This is a genomic window from Stakelama marina, from assembly GCF_018122655.1.
GTDB classification, from domain to species: Bacteria; Pseudomonadota; Alphaproteobacteria; order Sphingomonadales; family Sphingomonadaceae; genus Sphingomonas; species Sphingomonas marina.
The window spans coordinates 291,683-307,256 of the sequence record NZ_JAGRQC010000002.1 but is presented as its reverse complement, the minus strand read 5'-3'; the positions used below and the strand labels follow the sequence as shown (position 1 = coordinate 307,256).

At 64.6% G+C, this 15,574-nt stretch carries 13 protein-coding genes and 1 tRNA gene; 6 read left to right on the top strand and 8 right to left on the bottom strand.

The genetic code is table 11. The features are described from left to right. Positions 1-26 precede the first annotated feature (26 nt). The 4 genes from J7S20_RS07980 to J7S20_RS07965 form a co-directional block, all read right to left on the bottom strand. The gene (locus J7S20_RS07980; protein ID WP_284053712.1) at positions 27-1,286 is read right to left on the bottom strand and encodes an adenosylmethionine--8-amino-7-oxononanoate transaminase; all 1,260 of its coding nucleotides are present in this window, start codon (positions 1,284-1,286) and stop codon (positions 27-29) included. Continuing rightward, on the bottom strand, positions 1,283-1,909 hold the full coding sequence (gene bioD, locus J7S20_RS07975; RefSeq protein ID WP_284053711.1) for a dethiobiotin synthase: 627 nt from the start codon (positions 1,907-1,909) through the stop codon (positions 1,283-1,285). The genes J7S20_RS07980 and bioD overlap by 4 nt, the downstream gene beginning before the upstream one ends. Next, positions 1,906-3,030 (bottom strand): 8-amino-7-oxononanoate synthase, encoded by a 1,125-nt coding sequence (locus tag J7S20_RS07970; protein WP_284053710.1) that lies wholly within the window; start codon positions 3,028-3,030, stop codon positions 1,906-1,908. Before J7S20_RS07970 ends, bioD begins: the two co-directional genes overlap by 4 nt. Before the next feature lie 51 nt (positions 3,031-3,081). Continuing rightward, positions 3,082-3,156, bottom strand: a tRNA-Thr gene (locus J7S20_RS07965). 87 nt (positions 3,157-3,243) lie between these two features. Between J7S20_RS07965 and J7S20_RS07960 the strand changes: the two genes are divergently transcribed. Further along, complete coding sequence (locus J7S20_RS07960) at positions 3,244-3,378, top strand: hypothetical protein (RefSeq protein WP_284053709.1); 135 nt, start codon at positions 3,244-3,246, stop codon at positions 3,376-3,378. Between the two features lie 6 nt (positions 3,379-3,384). Here J7S20_RS07960 and J7S20_RS07955 read toward each other — a convergent pair whose 3' ends face one another. Then, complete coding sequence (locus tag J7S20_RS07955) at positions 3,385-5,181, bottom strand: aminopeptidase P family protein (RefSeq protein ID WP_284053708.1); 1,797 nt, start codon at positions 5,179-5,181, stop codon at positions 3,385-3,387. Positions 5,182-5,515: 334 nt separating this feature from the next. Here J7S20_RS07955 and katG point away from each other — a divergent pair, with 334 nt between their 5' ends. From katG to J7S20_RS07935, 4 genes are all read left to right on the top strand, one after another. Next, complete coding sequence (katG, locus tag J7S20_RS07950) at positions 5,516-7,741, top strand: catalase/peroxidase HPI (RefSeq protein ID WP_284053707.1); 2,226 nt, start codon at positions 5,516-5,518, stop codon at positions 7,739-7,741. Positions 7,742-7,926: 185 nt separating this feature from the next. Further along, positions 7,927-8,100 carry a hypothetical protein gene (locus tag J7S20_RS07945; protein WP_284053706.1) on the top strand — a complete coding sequence of 58 codons (174 nt, stop codon included), beginning with the start codon at positions 7,927-7,929 and terminating at the stop codon, positions 8,098-8,100. 67 nt (positions 8,101-8,167) lie between these two features. Next, positions 8,168-10,228 (top strand): S9 family peptidase, encoded by a 2,061-nt coding sequence (locus tag J7S20_RS07940; protein ID WP_284053705.1) that lies wholly within the window; start codon positions 8,168-8,170, stop codon positions 10,226-10,228. A gap of 128 nt (positions 10,229-10,356) precedes the next feature. Then, on the top strand, positions 10,357-11,766 hold the full coding sequence (locus J7S20_RS07935; protein ID WP_284053704.1) for a sugar porter family MFS transporter: 1,410 nt from the start codon (positions 10,357-10,359) through the stop codon (positions 11,764-11,766). 49 nt (positions 11,767-11,815) lie between these two features. On the opposite strand, the gene J7S20_RS07930 is transcribed toward J7S20_RS07935, so the two are convergent. The 3 genes from J7S20_RS07930 to J7S20_RS07920 form a co-directional block, all read right to left on the bottom strand. Further along, the gene (locus J7S20_RS07930; RefSeq protein WP_284053703.1) at positions 11,816-12,430 is read right to left on the bottom strand and encodes a cation diffusion facilitator family transporter; all 615 of its coding nucleotides are present in this window, start codon (positions 12,428-12,430) and stop codon (positions 11,816-11,818) included. Positions 12,431-12,508: 78 nt separating this feature from the next. Continuing rightward, positions 12,509-13,609, bottom strand: coding sequence for a redox-regulated ATPase YchF (gene ychF / locus J7S20_RS07925; RefSeq protein WP_284053702.1), 1,101 nt, complete (start codon positions 13,607-13,609; stop codon positions 12,509-12,511). A 91-nt stretch (positions 13,610-13,700) separates the two neighbouring features. Continuing rightward, positions 13,701-14,624, bottom strand: coding sequence for a cation diffusion facilitator family transporter (locus J7S20_RS07920; protein ID WP_284053701.1), 924 nt, complete (start codon positions 14,622-14,624; stop codon positions 13,701-13,703). 116 nt (positions 14,625-14,740) lie between these two features. Between J7S20_RS07920 and J7S20_RS07915 the strand changes: the two genes are divergently transcribed. Beyond that, the gene (locus tag J7S20_RS07915) at positions 14,741-15,568 is read left to right on the top strand and encodes a hypothetical protein (protein ID WP_284053700.1); all 828 of its coding nucleotides are present in this window, start codon (positions 14,741-14,743) and stop codon (positions 15,566-15,568) included. Positions 15,569-15,574: the final 6 nt, after the last annotated feature.

Here is a 15,574-nt window from a genome sequence, read left to right as displayed (position 1 = left end):
CATGCTCCTTCGGACGCTCGGGCCTTCTAGGCCACGATCGTCTCCAGCGCCTCCCCGATCGCGCCGTAAATGCGGTCGAGATCGTCGTCGGCGATGCAATAGGGCGGCATGACGTAGACCGTGTTGCCGAGCGGTCGCAGCAGCAGGTCGCGCGACAGGAAGAATTCGAGCAGACGCGGCCCGAGGTCCGACATATAGGCGCCGTTCGGATCGCCCAGCTCCATCGCCGTCACCGTGCCGATCTGCCGCGCATTGCTGACCTTCGGGTGATCGCGCAGGCGCTCGAGCTGCGCCGACTGCCGCCGCCCGAGATCGGCGATGCCGTCGAGCACAGGCTCTTCGCGCCAGATGGCGAGATTGGCGTTGGCCGCGGCGCAGGCGATCGGGTTGGCGGTGTAGCTCGACGAATGAAAGAACATGTCGGCGCGGTCCCGCGACCGGTGCGCCTCGAAGATCGCCGGTGTCGCCATCGTCACCGCGAGCGGGACCGCCCCGCCGGTCAGCCCCTTCGACAGGCAGACGATGTCGGGCACCACGCCAGCCTGCTCGCACGCCAGCAGCGTTCCAGTGCGGCCCCAGCCCGTCATCACCTCGTCGGCGATGAACAGTACGTCATGCCGCGCGCAGATCTCGCGCATCGCGGCCAGCGTTTCGGGCGAATAGATCAGCATCCCGCCCGCGCCGAGCAGCAGCGGCTCGACGATCAGCGCGGCGGGTTTGTTGTCGTCGCGGCACAGCGCCTCAAGCCGGTCGAGCGTCGCCTGCTCCGCGCCAGCACGTGGGAAGGGCAGCGTCTCGACATCGAACAGCAGCGGGGCATAGGCCTGGTTGAACACACCGCGCTCGCCGACCGACATGCCGCCTATGGTGTCGCCGTGATAGCTGTGTTCGAGGACGACGATGCGGTGCCGCGGCTTGCCGATGTTGCGCCAGTACCCGAGCGCCATCTTCAGCGCGACCTCGACACTGGTCGATCCGCTGTCCGAGTAGAAGACGTGCGAAAGCGGCGCGGGCATCATCGCCAACAGATCGCGCGCCAGCGTCTCGGCGGGTTCGTGCGTCCAGCCGGCAAAGATGATCTGGTCGAGCGCCTTTGTCTGCTCGGCGATCGCCGCCATGATCCGCGGATGGCAGTGCCCGTGCGTCGTCACCCACCAGGACGAGATCGCATCGACGATGCGCCTGCCGTCCTCGGTATGGAGCACCGCGCCCTCCGCCGAGCGGACGAGCGGGATCGGCTGTTCGAGACCATGCTGGGTGAAGGGGTGCCAGACCGGCGACGTCATCGGAAATCCCCGAGATTGAAATGGTCGGTGAACGCCGCGCGCAGCGTTTCGGGCGTCAGCGAGCGGAGGCGGGGCAGGCGGCCGAGGCGGCGGACGTTGCCGATCTCCGCGATCACGCTCTCGGTTTCCTCATTGGAGTCGCCGACAAATGCGATTCCGAGCAGCGGGACGCCGCGCGAGCGCAGCGCTTCGACCGTCAGCAGCGAATGGTTGATCGTGCCGAGCGCGGTGCGTGCGACGATCACGGCCGGCGCCTTCCAGCGCGCGAACATGTCGGCATAGGTCAGCGACCGCGTCAGCGGCACCAGTGCGCCGCCGGCACCCTCGACGACCAACGGCCGGTCGCATTCGGGGATCGTCAGGCGTTCGGCCTCGATCGTCACGCCGTCGATATCGGCGGCCTGATGCGGCGAGCAGGGCGTGGTGAGCCGATATGCCTCGGGCAGCAACCGCTCTTCGCCGACGCCCGCCAGCCGCGCGACGCGTTCGCGGTCGCTGCCGTCGTCGAGCCCGGCCTGCACCGGCTTCCAGTAACAGCCGTCGAGTGCTCCGGTCAGCGCAGCCGAAAAGACGGTCTTGCCGATCTCTGTATCGGTGCCGGTGATGATGATGGTGCGGTTCATTTCAGTGCCTCTGCCAGCGCCGCGTCGAGCGTGTCGATCGTGCCGCGCGAGATATTGGTCGTTATCGACAGCCGCAAGCGAGAGGTGCCCGCCGGTACGGTCGGCGGGCGGATGCCGCGAATGTCGAAGCCTTGCGCCTGAAGCGCTTTCGCGACCGCCATCGTTCGTGGTTCATCGCCCAGTATCAGCGGCAGGATCTGCGAACCGGTCGTCGTGATGCCGTGCTGCGCCAGCCGCGTTTCGGCATGTTCGGTAAGCGCCATCAAGGTCGCTCGCCGTTCGGGTTCGTCGGCGACGATGCGCAGCGCCTCGCGTACCGCGGTGGCCATCAGTGGAGAGGGCGCGGTCGAGAAGATGAAGGGCCGCGCGCGGTTGACCAGAAAGTCGATTGCGACGCGCGGTGCGCACACCAGCGCGCCTTCGCAGCCGAACGCCTTGCCGCATGTATGCAGCGTGACGACATTGTCGCGCCCTTCCAGCTCCGCGGCGAGCCCGCGACCATCGCGGCCGAACACCCCGGTCGCATGCGCCTCGTCGATCAGCAGCATCGCTTCGTGACGGCTGGCGATATCGGCGAGTTCGACGAGCGGCGCACGGTCGCCGTCCATGCTGTAGAGGCTTTCCACCGCTATCCATGGCGTGCCGTTGCCACCACTGTCGCGATACGCGCAGATCGCGTCTTCGATTCGCTGCGCGTCGCCATGTCCGGCTGCGACTGCCGGGCACCGGGCAAGGCGGATGCCGTCATGCGCGCTCGCATGGATCAGCGAATCATGGACGATCAGGTCGTCGCGTTGCGGCAGCGTGGCGAGAACCGCGGCATTGGCGGCATAGCCGGTGGCGAAGAAGAGCGCCGCCTCCGCCCCGAAAAACGCGGCCGCTTCGGCTTCCAGCGCTTCATGTTCGGGGTCGTTGCCGCGCAGCAGCCGCGAACCGCCCGATCCGATCGCGACGCCGCGGTCGAGTGCGGCGTGGACTGCCGCCTTCAACCGGTCCGACTGGCGCAGGCCGAGATAGTCGTTCGAGGCGAAATCATGCCCGGCGCGCGGTTGCAGCGAGCGGCGGCGATGCGCCGCCTCCAGATCGCGGAGATGGTCGGAAAGTGACTGGAGAATCGCCATTGCGCGCTGGGTAACGGCTTCGCGCCGCGATGGCGAGGCGGGTGGGAAAAATGGTGCTGCCGGTGAGGATTGAACTCACGACCTCAGCCTTACCAAGGATGCGCTCTACCACTGAGCTACGGCAGCACTCGCACAGCGTCCGCTGGCGGAGCGGGCCTATGTGCAGGTGCGCCGCCGATTGTCAACCCACAGCCAGCCGACTATTCCGCCGATATGAGCCAGGACGACGAAAAGAAGCAGCGATTGGCGCAGGCGTTGCGCGCCAACCTCAGGCGGCGCAAGGCGCAGTCGCGCGGACAGGAGCCGGGCGCTGCGCCTTCGCCGGAAGAACCGCGCGACAAGGACTGACGCCGCTCAGCCGATCGGCGCGCATTTCTTTTCGAGCCACGCCTTGTCCTCGCCGTCGAGGAGCGGGCCGATCTTCGCGAGCACCTGCGCGTGATAGGCGTCGAGCCACCGCGTCTCGCTCTCGGTCAGCAGCTTCGGTTCGATCAGCTTGCGCTCGATCGGTGCGAAGGTCAGCGTTTCGAAGCCGAAAACGGGTGCTTCGGCCCCCGAAACTTCGCGCGGAACGACGAGGACGAGATTTTCGATGCGAATGCCATATTCGCCCGCCTTGTAATAGCCGGGCTCGTTCGAGCAGATCATGCCCGCGACCAGCGGTTCGGTCGCGCCGCTGCCCGGATAGTTGGGCTTGGCGATCCGCTGCGGCCCTTCATGCACGCCCAGATACGCGCCGACGCCGTGGCCGGTGCCGTGCGCGAAGTCGAGCCCCGCTTCCCATAGCGGCTGGCGCGCGAAGCTGTCGAGCTGGCCGCCGGTCGTACCTTCGGGCCAGACGGCGCGGTCGATGGCGATATGCCCCTTCAGTACGCGGGTGAAGCGGTCGCGCATCTCCGCCGAGGGTTCGCCGACCGGAACGGTGCGCGTGATGTCGGTGGTGCCGTCTTCATACTGACCGCCCGAATCGATCAGGAAGAGCTGTCCCTTTTCGAGCCTGGCGTTCGATTTTCCGTCGACTCGGTAGTGCGGGCTGGCGGCATGGCCACCGGTCGCCGAGATGGTGTCGAACGAGGTGTCCTTGAGCAGCCCTGTCGCCTCGCGGAATTCGAGCAGCTTGGCCGCCGCGGTCAGTTCGTCGACCTCTCCCTTCGGCGCCTCGACCTCGATCCAGCGCAGGAAGCGGGCGATCGCCGCGCCGTCGCGCAACTGTGCTTCGCGGTGGCCAGCCACTTCGGCGTCGTTCTTGATCGCCTTGGCGAGGATGGCGGGGTCGCGCACCGACAGCACGGTCGCGCCACCTTCCTCGAGCGCGGCGAAGATCGCCGAGACGCCGAAGCCCGGATCGACCGCGACGCGCTTGCCCGAAAAATCCTTGAGCGCTTCGCCGAAGCCCAGCCGGTCGTGGACGCGCACGGCGTTGCCGAGATGCTGGCGCACTTCATCGGTCATCTTGTCGGAATCGACATACAGGTCGGCGGTCCCGTCGGCATGGATGATCGAATAGCTGAGCGTGACCGGCATATGCTCGACATCCGCACCGCGCACGTTGAAGACCCAGGCGATCGAATCGAGTGCCGACAGCACGACCGCATCGGCCTTGCGCTCGGCAAGCCAGTCGGCGATCCCCGCGCGCTTGTCGGCGGAGGACCGGCCCGCCGCCTTTTCGGGATAGACCTGCATCTTTGCAGGCGAGGGGGCGGGGCGGTCGCTCCATATCGCGTCGATCGGATTGGTGGTGACCGGCACCAGTTCGGCGCCGCGCTCGGCCAGCGCCTTCGTCGCCTCCTTGACCCAGCTTTGCGTATGCAGCCACGGGTCATAGCCGATCCGCCCACCCTCGGGCGCATGGCCGCGCAGCCAGTCCGACATGCTCGTCGCGGGGACAGAGACATATTCGTAATCGTCGCCCGATACCTGTTCGCGCACCTGGAGCGTGTAGCGGCCATCGGTGAAGATCGCCGCTTCCTCGGGCAGGACGACGGCGTTTCCGGCCGAACCCTCGAACCCGGTCAGCCAGGCGAGACGCTGCGCATAGGCGCCGACATATTCGCTCATATGCTCGTCGGTCAGCGGAACGACGAAGCCGTCGAGCCGGTCGGTCTTGAGCTGCTGGCGCAGCGCCTTGAGTCGGTCGGAATGGGTGGACATCGCTTCACTCTCGGTTCGTTAAGTTCACAATCTTCGCGGCGTTTGCGACAGAAAGTTGCGCAAACCGCCGGTCGCTCCGGCGATCGCCGCCGGACATGGCAGATGCGATCCATGTAGGACAGCGCGACCGCCGCCGCCACTACTGCATTGCCGCCGACATGCGGCGGTCACACCGCGGCGTTAGCGTCTGCGGACAGCGCCGGAACAGGATCGTTCAATCGATTCTCTGACTGTTACTGACCGATCATAATCGTTTCATTCGATTGCCGGCGAGGCGTAGGTTTTGATTCCGTCGAACGGCCGCATGGCCATGGAGAGGATAGGGGACGCGAAAATGGACGCCAAGACGAGTGACCCGCTGGGCGGCGGATGCCCGATGAACCGCGAAGCGACCCGGTCGCTTCTGGGCCGCACCAACCGCGACTGGTGGCCCAACCAGCTGTCGATCGACATCCTCCACCAGCATGGCCTTTCGGGCGATCCGATGGGCGACGATTTCAACTATCAGCAGGCGTTCAAGAAGCTCGATCTCGGCGCGGTGAAGAAGGACCTTCACGCGCTGATGACCGACAGCCAGCCTTGGTGGCCGGCCGATTACGGGCATTACGGCCCGTTCTTCATCCGCATGGCCTGGCATAGCGCGGGTACCTATCGCACCGGCGACGGGCGCGGTGGCGCATCGTCGGGCAACCAGCGTTTCGCTCCGCTCAATTCATGGCCGGACAACGCCAATCTCGACAAGGCGCGGCGCCTGCTCTGGCCGATCAAGAAGAAATATGGCCGCAATTTGAGCTGGGCCGACCTGATGATCCTCGCCGGCAATGTCGCGATCGAATCGATGGGCGGTCCGATCTTCGGTTTCGGCGGCGGCCGCGAAGACATCTTCGAACCCGAAAAGGATGTGTACTGGGGTACCGAGGAGGAGTGGGTCGGCCAGGGCGCCGAAACGCGCATCATCCCCGAGGAGGAAAAGGTCCTCGAAAATCCGCTCGCTGCAATCCAGATGGGCCTCATCTACGTCAATCCCGAAGGGCCGGGCGGCAATCCCGATCCGGCGCAGTCGGGCCGCGATATCCGCGAAACCTTCGCACGGATGGCGATGAACGATTATGAAACCGTCGCGCTGACCGCGGGCGGCCATACCTTCGGCAAATGCCACGGTGCCGGAGACGCGTCGAAGATCGGTGCCGAGCCCGAGGGCGCCGACATCGCGATGCAGGGCCTCGGCTGGATGAGCGGCCATGAAAGCGGCATGGGCGACGATACGATAACGAGCGGCCTGGAAGGGTCGTGGACGCCGACGCCGATCGAGTGGACGATGAACTATTTCCACATGCTGCTCGATTACGAATACGAGCTGGTGGAAAGCCCGGCCGGCGCGAAACAGTGGCAGCCGGTCAACCAGAAGCCGGAAGACATGGCGCCGGCCGCGCACAATCCGTCCAAGCATGTGCCGACGATGATGACGACTGCCGACATGGCGATGAAGGTCGATCCCGAATATCGCAAGATATCGGAGCATTTCCGCGATAACCCTGAGGAGTTCGCGGATGCCTTCGCGCGCGCCTGGTTCAAGCTGACGCACCGCGATATGGGGCCGAAGGTCCGCTATCTCGGCCCCGACGTTCCGGACGAGGACCTGATCTGGCAGGACCCGCTTCCCAAGGCGGATTATGCGCAGATCGGCGACGGCGACGTTGCCGACCTCAAACAGGAGATCGCCGATTCGGGTCTGTCCGTGTCGCAGATGGTCAAGACCGCCTGGGCATCGGCCTCCACCTTCCGCGGATCGGACAAGCGCGGCGGTGCCAACGGTGCGCGTATCCGGCTCGAGCCGCAGAAGAACTGGGACGTCAACGAACCCGAAGAGCTCGCCAAGGTGCTCAAGGTCTATGAAGGCATCAAGTCGGACTTCGACGGTGCCGCATCGGGCGGCAAGAAGGTGTCGATCGCCGATCTGATCGTGCTCGGCGGTTCGGTCGGGATCGAGAAGGCGGCGAAGGATGCCGGCCATGACGTGACGGTGCCGTTCGCCCCCGGCCGCGTCGACACGACCGACGAACTGACCGACGCCGACAGCTTCGAACCGCTCGAGCCCAAGGTCGACGGCTTCCGCAACTACCTTCAGGTCCGCTTCAGCGTGCCGACCGAGGAGCTGCTGGTCGATCGCTCGCAACTGCTGGGCCTCTCCGCGCCGGAAATGACGGTGCTTGTCGGCGGGCTGCGCGTGCTTGGCGCCAATCACGGCGGGTCGAAGCACGGCGTCTTTACCGACCGTCCGGGGCAGCTGACCAACGACTTCTTCGTCAACCTGCTCGACATGGGCACGGCGTGGAAGGAAGTGGATGAGGCCGGCGACGAGGAGTTCGTCGGCACCGACCGCGCGACCGACACGGAAAAATGGCGCGCAACGCGGACCGACCTCGTGTTCGGCTCCAACTCGCAGCTTCGCGCCATTTCGGAAGTCTATGCCACCGACGATGCGAAGCAGAAGTTCGTCGACGATTTCGTGGCGGCCTGGACCAAGGTCATGAACGCCGACCGGTTCGACCTCGCCTGAGGACGCCAGCCGAAACCATCATGGGCGCCGCAGCGGCCAACGCTGCGGCGCCCATTTTCCTATCGGGCAAGCATTTAAGGAACGGAAACACCAGAAAATCGTTGAATTAATTGAGTTTAATGAAGTTGTCACGCTGGTACGCTAACGCGCGCTTCGGGGCGGGGCGGACTGGAGTTCAAGTCAGTATGCCCGATCAGATCGATGCCGAATATTTTCTGAAACGTGCGGTGGAGGAACGCCGGCGTGCAGATGCGGCGGATGATACCGCGGCGGCGGTTCGTCATTCGGAACTTGCCGAGCAATATGAAGAACGCGCCAAAGGGCGTCATGTGAAGCGAACGATCCCCCTGCGCGGTTGAACGCTGTTCCGTCCAAGTATCGCGAGCCGTCTCGACGCCGCCACCCGGAAGGCGCTAGGGGACGGCCATGACCGATCCCAAGCCCCCCGTCGCCCCCGTCCACGCCCATAGCTATGAACGCTACGGGGTGCGCATCGACGACCCCTATGCCTGGTTGCGCGATCCCGGCTATCCAGAGGTCACCAACAAGGAAATCCTCGGCTATCTGGAGGCGGAGAACGCCTATTTCGAAGGCGTGATGGCGCCGCACCGCGCTCTGGTCGATACGCTGTTCAAGGAGATGCGCGGGCGGATCAAGGAAGATGACGCCACCGTCCCGCAAAAGGATGGCGACTGGCTCTACTGGACCGCGTTCGAAACCGGCGGCGAATATCGCAAATGGTGGCGCAAGCCGGTCGACGGCGGCGAGGCGCAACTGATCCTCGACGAACCCGCGCTCGCCGAACCACATGAATATTTCCGCCTCGGCACCATGTCGGTCAGCCCCGATGGCAAGCTGATGGCCTATGCCGTTGATGTCGACGGTTCCGAACGGTTCGAGGCGCGCGTCAAGAATCTCGAAACCGGCGAGATGCTGGATGACGTGATTCCGGGAACGCTTTCGGACCTCGTCTGGACGAGCGACTCGAAGGGCTTCCTCTACTGCCTCGCCAACGAACATTGGCGCACCGATAATGCGCATTGGCACAAGCTGGGCGACGACCCGGCCGACGATGTCGAGCTGTATCACGAAGACGATGACGGTTTTCGCGTCGATGTCGGCGAGACGCAGTCGCGCGAGTGGCTCGTCATATCGACCGGCGATCATGTGACGAGCGAGGTTCGCCTGCTGCCGGCGAGCGATCCTTCCGCCGAGCCGATTCTCGTCGCCGCGCGCAAGACCGGCCGCGAATATGATGTCGACGAACATGACGGTACGCTGTTCATCCACACCAACGATACCGATCCGATGTGGCGGCTCTGCACCGCGCCGATCGACAATCCCGGCGAGTGGACCGAGCGCATCGCGCCGTCCGAAACATTCTACATGACCGGCGTCACCTGCTTTAAGGACTTCTTCGTCGTCGAAGGGCGCGACAAGGGGCTCGATCAGATCGAATGGCACCGTTACGAGCGCGAAATCGCGCCTGTCCGGATCGTGTTTCCGGAAGAAAGCTATACCGCCGGCCTGGGCGGCATCGCCGAATATGACGTCGATACGCTGCGCATCGGCTATCAGTCGATGGTCACGCCGGGCACGGTCTATGACTATCATGTCGCGAGCGGTGAGCTGGAAACGCTGAAGGTCCAGGAAATCCCGAGCGGCTATGATGCGGCGAAATATCGCACCGAACGCCTGATGATAACCGCGCGTGACGGGACCGAGGTGCCGTGCTCGATCGTCTATCCGAAAGACTATCCGATGGACGGGACGGGCAAGCTGTTCCTCTATGCCTATGGCGCCTATGGCCATGCGATACCGCCGGGGTTCTCGACCGCGCGGATGAGCTATCTCGACCGCGGCATGGCCTTCGCCATCGCGCATATCCGCGGCGGCGACGATCTTGGCCAGGGCTGGTATCATGACGGCAAGCTCGAAAAGCGGACCAACACGTTCAACGACTTCGTCGATGTCGCGAAGGGGCTGATCTCGCGCGGCTACAGCTCGGCGGGCAATATCGCGATCAACGGCGGATCGGCGGGCGGCGAGCTGATGGGCGCGGTCGTCAATTCGGACCCGGAGCTTTGGGGTGCGGTCGTCGCCGATGTACCCTTCGTCGATGTGCTCAATACGATGCTCGACGAAACGCTGCCGCTGACCCCGGGCGAATGGCCCGAATGGGGCAACCCCATCGAGGACAAGGCGGCGTTCGAGCTGATCCGTTCCTACAGCCCCTATGACAATGTGACGGCGCAGGATTATCCGCCGATGTTCATCACCGGCGGGTTGAACGATCCGCGCGTGACCTATTGGGAGCCGGCCAAATGGGCGGCGAAGCTGCGCGCCACCAAGACCGACGACAATATTCTCGTACTCAAGACCAATATGGGCGCGGGGCATGGCGGCAAGTCCGGTCGCTGGCAGGCGCTTCGCGAAATGGCCGAGGACATGGCGTTCGTGCTGTGGCAGCTCGGCGTCGCGGAATAGCATTGCGCCGACGCGCGATTATCGGTTGGCGATGGCGCGTCAAAGCGGATAGCGTCGAAAACATGTTGCGCGGGGACGGCAAGCGGTCCTAGTTAGCGCTAACAATAATGCGTAAGCGGGAGGGTTGCATGGCACAAGGCGCAGCAGATCGCAGCAATTTGGGTCTGATCGGCGCCATCGTCGCGGTGGCGACGATCGGCGGACTTTTGTTCGGATATGACAGCGGAGCGGTGAACGGCACCCAGTCGGGGTTGCAGTCCGCGTTCAATCTCAGCGAGGGCGGACTGGGCTTCACCGTCGGTTCGCTGCTTATCGGCTGTTTCATCGGCGCCTTCCTGGCGGGGCGCCTGGCCGATGCGATGGGGCGGCGCAGCGTGATGATGCTCGCCGCGTTCATGTTCTTCGTCGGTGCGCTGGTGCAGGGATTTTCGCACGTCCAGTGGCTGTTCGTGATCGCGCGGCTGGGCGGCGGTATGGCGGTCGGTGCGGCCTCGGTGCTGTCGCCCGCCTATATTTCCGAAGTCGCGCCGGCGAATATTCGCGGGCGGATGACGACGGTCCAGCAGATCATGATCATTTCCGGTCTGACGGCTGCGTTCGTGGTCAATTATTTCCTCGCAGCGGCAGCAGGCGATTCGACCAGTGAATTCTGGTTGGGCATTCCGGCATGGCGCTGGATGTTCCTGATGCAGGCGGCGCCGGCGGCAGTGTTCCTGATCGCGCTGTTCTTCATTCCCGAAAGCCCGCGCTACCTCGTGTCGAAGGGCGACCATGAAAATGCCCTGTCGGTGCTGACGCGGCTGTTCGGAACGACGGTCGCCAAGGCCAAGATCGAAGAGATCCGGGCGAGCTTCAAGGCCGATCACCGCCCCAGCCTCAAGGACATCATGGACCCGGTAAAGGGCGGCGTCCGCCCGATCGTGTGGGCTGGCCTGCTGCTCGCGGTGTTCCAGCAGCTCGTCGGCATCAACGTCATCTTCTACTATGGCGAAACGTTGTGGAAGCTGGCCGGCGTCAGCGAGGCGGCGGCGCTTCAGCGCAACATCCTGTCGGGCGTGGTTTCGATCGCCGCCTGCTTCGTCACCATCGGACTGGTCGACAAGATCGGCCGCAAGCCGCTGCTGATGATCGGTTCGGCGGGCATGGCGCTGACGCTAGTCGCGATGACCTATGCCTTTGCCAATGGTACGCTCGACGCCGATGGCAATCTGTCGCTCAGCCCGTCACTGGGTATGATCGCGCTGGTTGCCGCCAACCTCTACGTCATCTTCTTCAACGGCAGCTGGGGTCCCGTGATGTGGGTCATGCTGGGCGAGATGTTCCCCAACCAGATCCGCGGTTCGGCGCTTGCGGTTTGCGGCTTTGCGCAGTGGTTCGCGAACTATCTCGTCGTGCAGACCTTCCCGGTCATGGCATCGGGGCTGGGGCTGGCGACGACCTATGCCTTCTACACCGTCTCCGCAGCGATCTCGTTCTTCCTGGTGAAGGCCTTCATCAAGGAAACGCGCGGCCGCGAACTCGAAGAAATGGAAGGCTAATCACGAACAGGGGCGGCTGCGGCGCATCGGCGTCGTGGCCGCCTGATCGTCAGGCGAGCGATGCCTTTGCGTCGCGCGCGTCCTTCATGATCTCGAACGCTTCCCTGATGACATAGGCGCCGATCGCGGCGCCGACGATCAGATCGAAATAGCGCAGGCCGGTCGCCAGGATCGCGAGCGCCGATGCTATCACCGCGGCATTCGCGACAACATCCGCCCGCGTGAATATCCACGCCGCGCGCAGATGGACCTCATCGCCGCTGGCGCGCTGACGCGAGAGCAGCCTGAGTACGACGATATTCACGATGAGCGCCACGGCCGCAACGCCGAGCATCCAGCCGGCCTCGGGCGACGTTCCGTTCGCGGCGCGGCGGATGACTTCGATCAGCAGGCCGATACCCAGAATAAGCAGCATGATACCGCTCCAGCCCGCGGCATTGGCCTTGAACCGCGCCGAACGCGATATCGCCAGCAACGCGATCGCATAGACGAATGCATCAGACAGCATGTCGAGCCCGTCGGCGAGAAGCCCCGTCGAATGCGCGAACAACCCGGCCGATACCTCGACGACGAACATCGCCGCGTTGAGCCATAGCGCGACTTTCAGCGCTCGGTGCTGTTCAAGGGTGTCCAGCGGCGGGGGTTCGCATCCACAATCGGCCATGCGCCCCATTTAGGCATCACGCTGCCGCAGGCCAAATCGGCGCTCGCATTGCCGCGATGCCGAAGCGTCGCGCCCGCGTCAGACGTTGAAGCGGAACAGCATCACGTCGCCGTCATGGACGACATATTCCTTGCCTTCCTGGCGCAGCTTGCCCGCGTCGCGCGCGCCTGCTTCACCGCCGAGCGAAACATAATCGTCGAACGCGATCGTTTCGGCGCGAATGAAGCCGCGTTCGAAATCGGTGTGGATGACGCCTGCCGCCTGCGGTGCCTTCGACCCCGCTTCGACCGTCCAGGCACGCGCTTCCTTGGGGCCGGCGGTGAAGAAGGTGAGGAGGTTGAGAAGCTTGTACCCGGCACGGATCACGCGGGCGAGGCCGGTTTCGGTCAGTCCCATTTCGGCGAGGAACTCGCCGCGGTCCTCGGGCGGCATCGTCGCGATCTCGGCCTCGATCGCGGCGGAAACGACGACGGCCTCGGCGCCTTCGGCCTTCGCCTTTTCGAAAACCTTTGCCGAATATTCGTTGCCCTCTGCGGCTTCGTCCTCGTTGACGTTGCAGACATAAAGGACGGGCTTCGCCGTCAGCAGTTGCGCCTGTTCGAGGATGCGCTCTTCTTCGGGATCGTTCGCCTCGGCGAGACGCGCGGGTTTGCCGTCGCGCAGCAGGTCGAGCGCGCGGCCCAGCACCGCCGCCGCGGCCTTGGCATCCTTGTCGCCAGCCTGACCCTTTTTCTGAAGATTGGGTACGCGCTTTTCGAGGCTTTCGAGGTCGGACAGCATCAGTTCGGTCTCGACCGTCTCGGCATCGGCGATCGGATCGACATGGTTGTCGACATGCTGGATATCGTCATTCTCGAAGCAGCGCAGAACATGGACGATCGCATCGACCTCGCGAATATTACCGAGAAACTGGTTGCCCAGTCCTTCGCCCTTGGACGCGCCGCGCACCAGTCCGGCGATGTCGACAAAGGCGAGCTGCGTTTCGATCTTTTTCGCCGAACCGGCGACCTCCGCCAGCTTGTCGAGACGCGGATCGGGGACCGCGACCTGCCCGACATTGGGCTCGATCGTGCAGAAGGGATAGTTCGCCGCCTGCGCCGCCGCCGTTTCGGTGAGCGCGTTGAAGAGCGTGGACTTGCCGACGTTCGGAAGGCCGACGATGCCGCAGCGGAAACCCATGGAAAAAGCCTTGTTCGAGTGATGAGGAGAGCCGGCGATCCGGCGATTGCCGCTCCGATAGCGATTTCACCCGCGCAAGGGAAGCCGCGCGCTAGACGTGTCGCGGGCTTTCCAGGTGGCAGTCGGACTGCTCGGACGTCTCGATCTGCACCGTTGCGTGATGGATGCCGTAATCATGGTCGAGCCGGTGCTGCAGGTCGATCAGGAACTGGTCGCCGGGATGGCCGCCGGGCATCACCAGATGCGCCGTCAACGCGACCTCGGTCGTCGACATCGGCCAGATATGAAGGTCGTGAAGCTCGGTCACGCCCGGCAGCGCCTCCAGCGCATCGACCACGGCGTCATGGTCGATTCCCGGCGGCACTGCCTGAAGCGCCATCGTCGTCGAATCCTTGAGCAGGCCCCAGGTGCTCCACAGGATCACCGCGACGATGCCGAGGCTGACGACGGGGTCGATCCATTCGGCGCCCGTCCACAGGATCAGGCCACCGGCGACCACGACGCCGGCCGAAACCGCAGCGTCGGCGGCCATGTGGAGGAACGCGCCGCGCACGTTGATGTCGCCCTTGCGCCCGCTGACGAACAGCAGCGCGGTGGCGGTGTTGATGACGATGCCGATCGCCGCGACGATCATCACCGTTCCGCCCGCGACCGGCGGCGGATCGCCCAGCCGCTGGATCGCCTCGAGCAGGATCGCGCCGACCGCCACCAGCAGCAGGAGCGCGTTACCGAGCGCGGCGAGGATCGAGGAACCGCGCAGGCCATAGGTAAAGCGCTTCGACGGCGGTCGCTTGGCCAGTTCGGCCCCGCCCCATGCGATCAACAGCCCCAGCACATCCGAAAGATTGTGCCCGGCATCGGCCAGAAGCGCGACCGAATCGGTCAGGAAACCGGCGGCGCCTTCGACCGCGACGAATGCGACATTGAGCAGGATTCCGATCGCGAAGGCGCGGCCGAAATCGGCGGGGGCGTGGCTGTGGCCGTGATCATGGCCATGGGCGTGGGGTGCACTCATGGCCGATCACATAGGACGCCGCCCTCGCGTGATACTAGCGCATCGTATCGGTGCCCGGATTAAATCCGGCGCGGCATCCGTTCGCATCGAAACGGCTTTGTTAGGGAGACATTTCGATGCGTAACGCGATTGCTGTGATGGTGATGATGTGCGGTACCGGTCTGGCGACCACGGCGGCGGCGCAGACGGCCGACCGGCCGAGCGATGCTCCGGCAAGCGCGAACGGCACCAGTACGCATGTCGAATTCGATGCCGGCGCCTTTTATCAGTCGGGGGATTACGGCACCGGCGAGCAGATAGAGACCTGGTCGATGCCGTTCAGCGTTACGGCACAGCGCGGGCGGCTGCGGCTTTCGGCATCGCTGCCCTATCTCGTCACCAACGCGCCGGGCGACGTTATCGTCAATTCGGGCGGGCCGTTCGGCCTGCCGCTGTTTTCGAGCTCGCAGACGCAGACGACGCGGATGCACCGCGAAGGGCTGGGCGATCTGGTCGTCGCCGGCGATTATACGCTGCCCGTCAGCGGGGTTCAGGCCGTTGTCGGCGCCTCGGTGAAGCTGCCGACCGCGTCGGTCGAAAAGGGGCTTGGCACCGGCAAGACCGATTACAGCATTCGCGGCGGGCTGGCGAAGCCGATCGGGCGTGTCACGCCCTTTGTCGATGTCGCCTATAATTTCATCGGGCAGCCAAAGGCGTACAGCACGCAGGACGGCGTGTCGGCGTCTGCGGGCGCGCGTTTCCGGCTCTCGCGCCATCTCGTCACGACCGCAGCCTATGATTATTCGCGCGGCGCGGTCGAAGGGTTCGGCGACCGGCAGTCGGTGCGTCTGGGTCTCAACGCCTCGCTCGGCGATCATCTGGGGCTTGGCGTGTACGGGTCGAAAGGCGTCAGCAGGGCCGCTGCCGATACCGGGGCAGGGCTGCAACTCGGCCTCGGTTTCTAGTCAGGG

What these genes read in the sequence shown, in the direction of transcription:
- J7S20_RS07915 (WP_284053700.1), top strand. Translation starts at nt 14,741, where the DNA reads ATGCGTAACGCGATTGCTGTGATGGTGATGATGTGCGGTACCGGTCTG.
- J7S20_RS07940 (WP_284053705.1), top strand. Translation starts at nt 8,168, where the DNA reads ATGACCGATCCCAAGCCCCCCGTCGCCCCCGTCCACGCCCATAGCTAT.
- J7S20_RS07960 (WP_284053709.1), top strand. Translation starts at nt 3,244, where the DNA reads ATGAGCCAGGACGACGAAAAGAAGCAGCGATTGGCGCAGGCGTTGCGC.
- bioD (WP_284053711.1), bottom strand. Translation starts at nt 1,909, where the DNA reads ATGAACCGCACCATCATCATCACCGGCACCGATACAGAGATCGGCAAG.
- ychF (WP_284053702.1), bottom strand. Translation starts at nt 13,609, where the DNA reads ATGGGTTTCCGCTGCGGCATCGTCGGCCTTCCGAACGTCGGCAAGTCC.
- J7S20_RS07955 (WP_284053708.1), bottom strand. Translation starts at nt 5,181, where the DNA reads ATGTCCACCCATTCCGACCGACTCAAGGCGCTGCGCCAGCAGCTCAAG.
- J7S20_RS07980 (WP_284053712.1), bottom strand. Translation starts at nt 1,286, where the DNA reads ATGACGTCGCCGGTCTGGCACCCCTTCACCCAGCATGGTCTCGAACAG.
- J7S20_RS07970 (WP_284053710.1), bottom strand. Translation starts at nt 3,030, where the DNA reads ATGGCGATTCTCCAGTCACTTTCCGACCATCTCCGCGATCTGGAGGCG.
- katG (WP_284053707.1), top strand. Translation starts at nt 5,516, where the DNA reads ATGGACGCCAAGACGAGTGACCCGCTGGGCGGCGGATGCCCGATGAAC.
- J7S20_RS07935 (WP_284053704.1), top strand. Translation starts at nt 10,357, where the DNA reads ATGGCACAAGGCGCAGCAGATCGCAGCAATTTGGGTCTGATCGGCGCC.
- J7S20_RS07920 (WP_284053701.1), bottom strand. Translation starts at nt 14,624, where the DNA reads ATGAGTGCACCCCACGCCCATGGCCATGATCACGGCCACAGCCACGCC.
- J7S20_RS07930 (WP_284053703.1), bottom strand. Translation starts at nt 12,430, where the DNA reads ATGGCCGATTGTGGATGCGAACCCCCGCCGCTGGACACCCTTGAACAG.
- J7S20_RS07945 (WP_284053706.1), top strand. Translation starts at nt 7,927, where the DNA reads ATGCCCGATCAGATCGATGCCGAATATTTTCTGAAACGTGCGGTGGAG.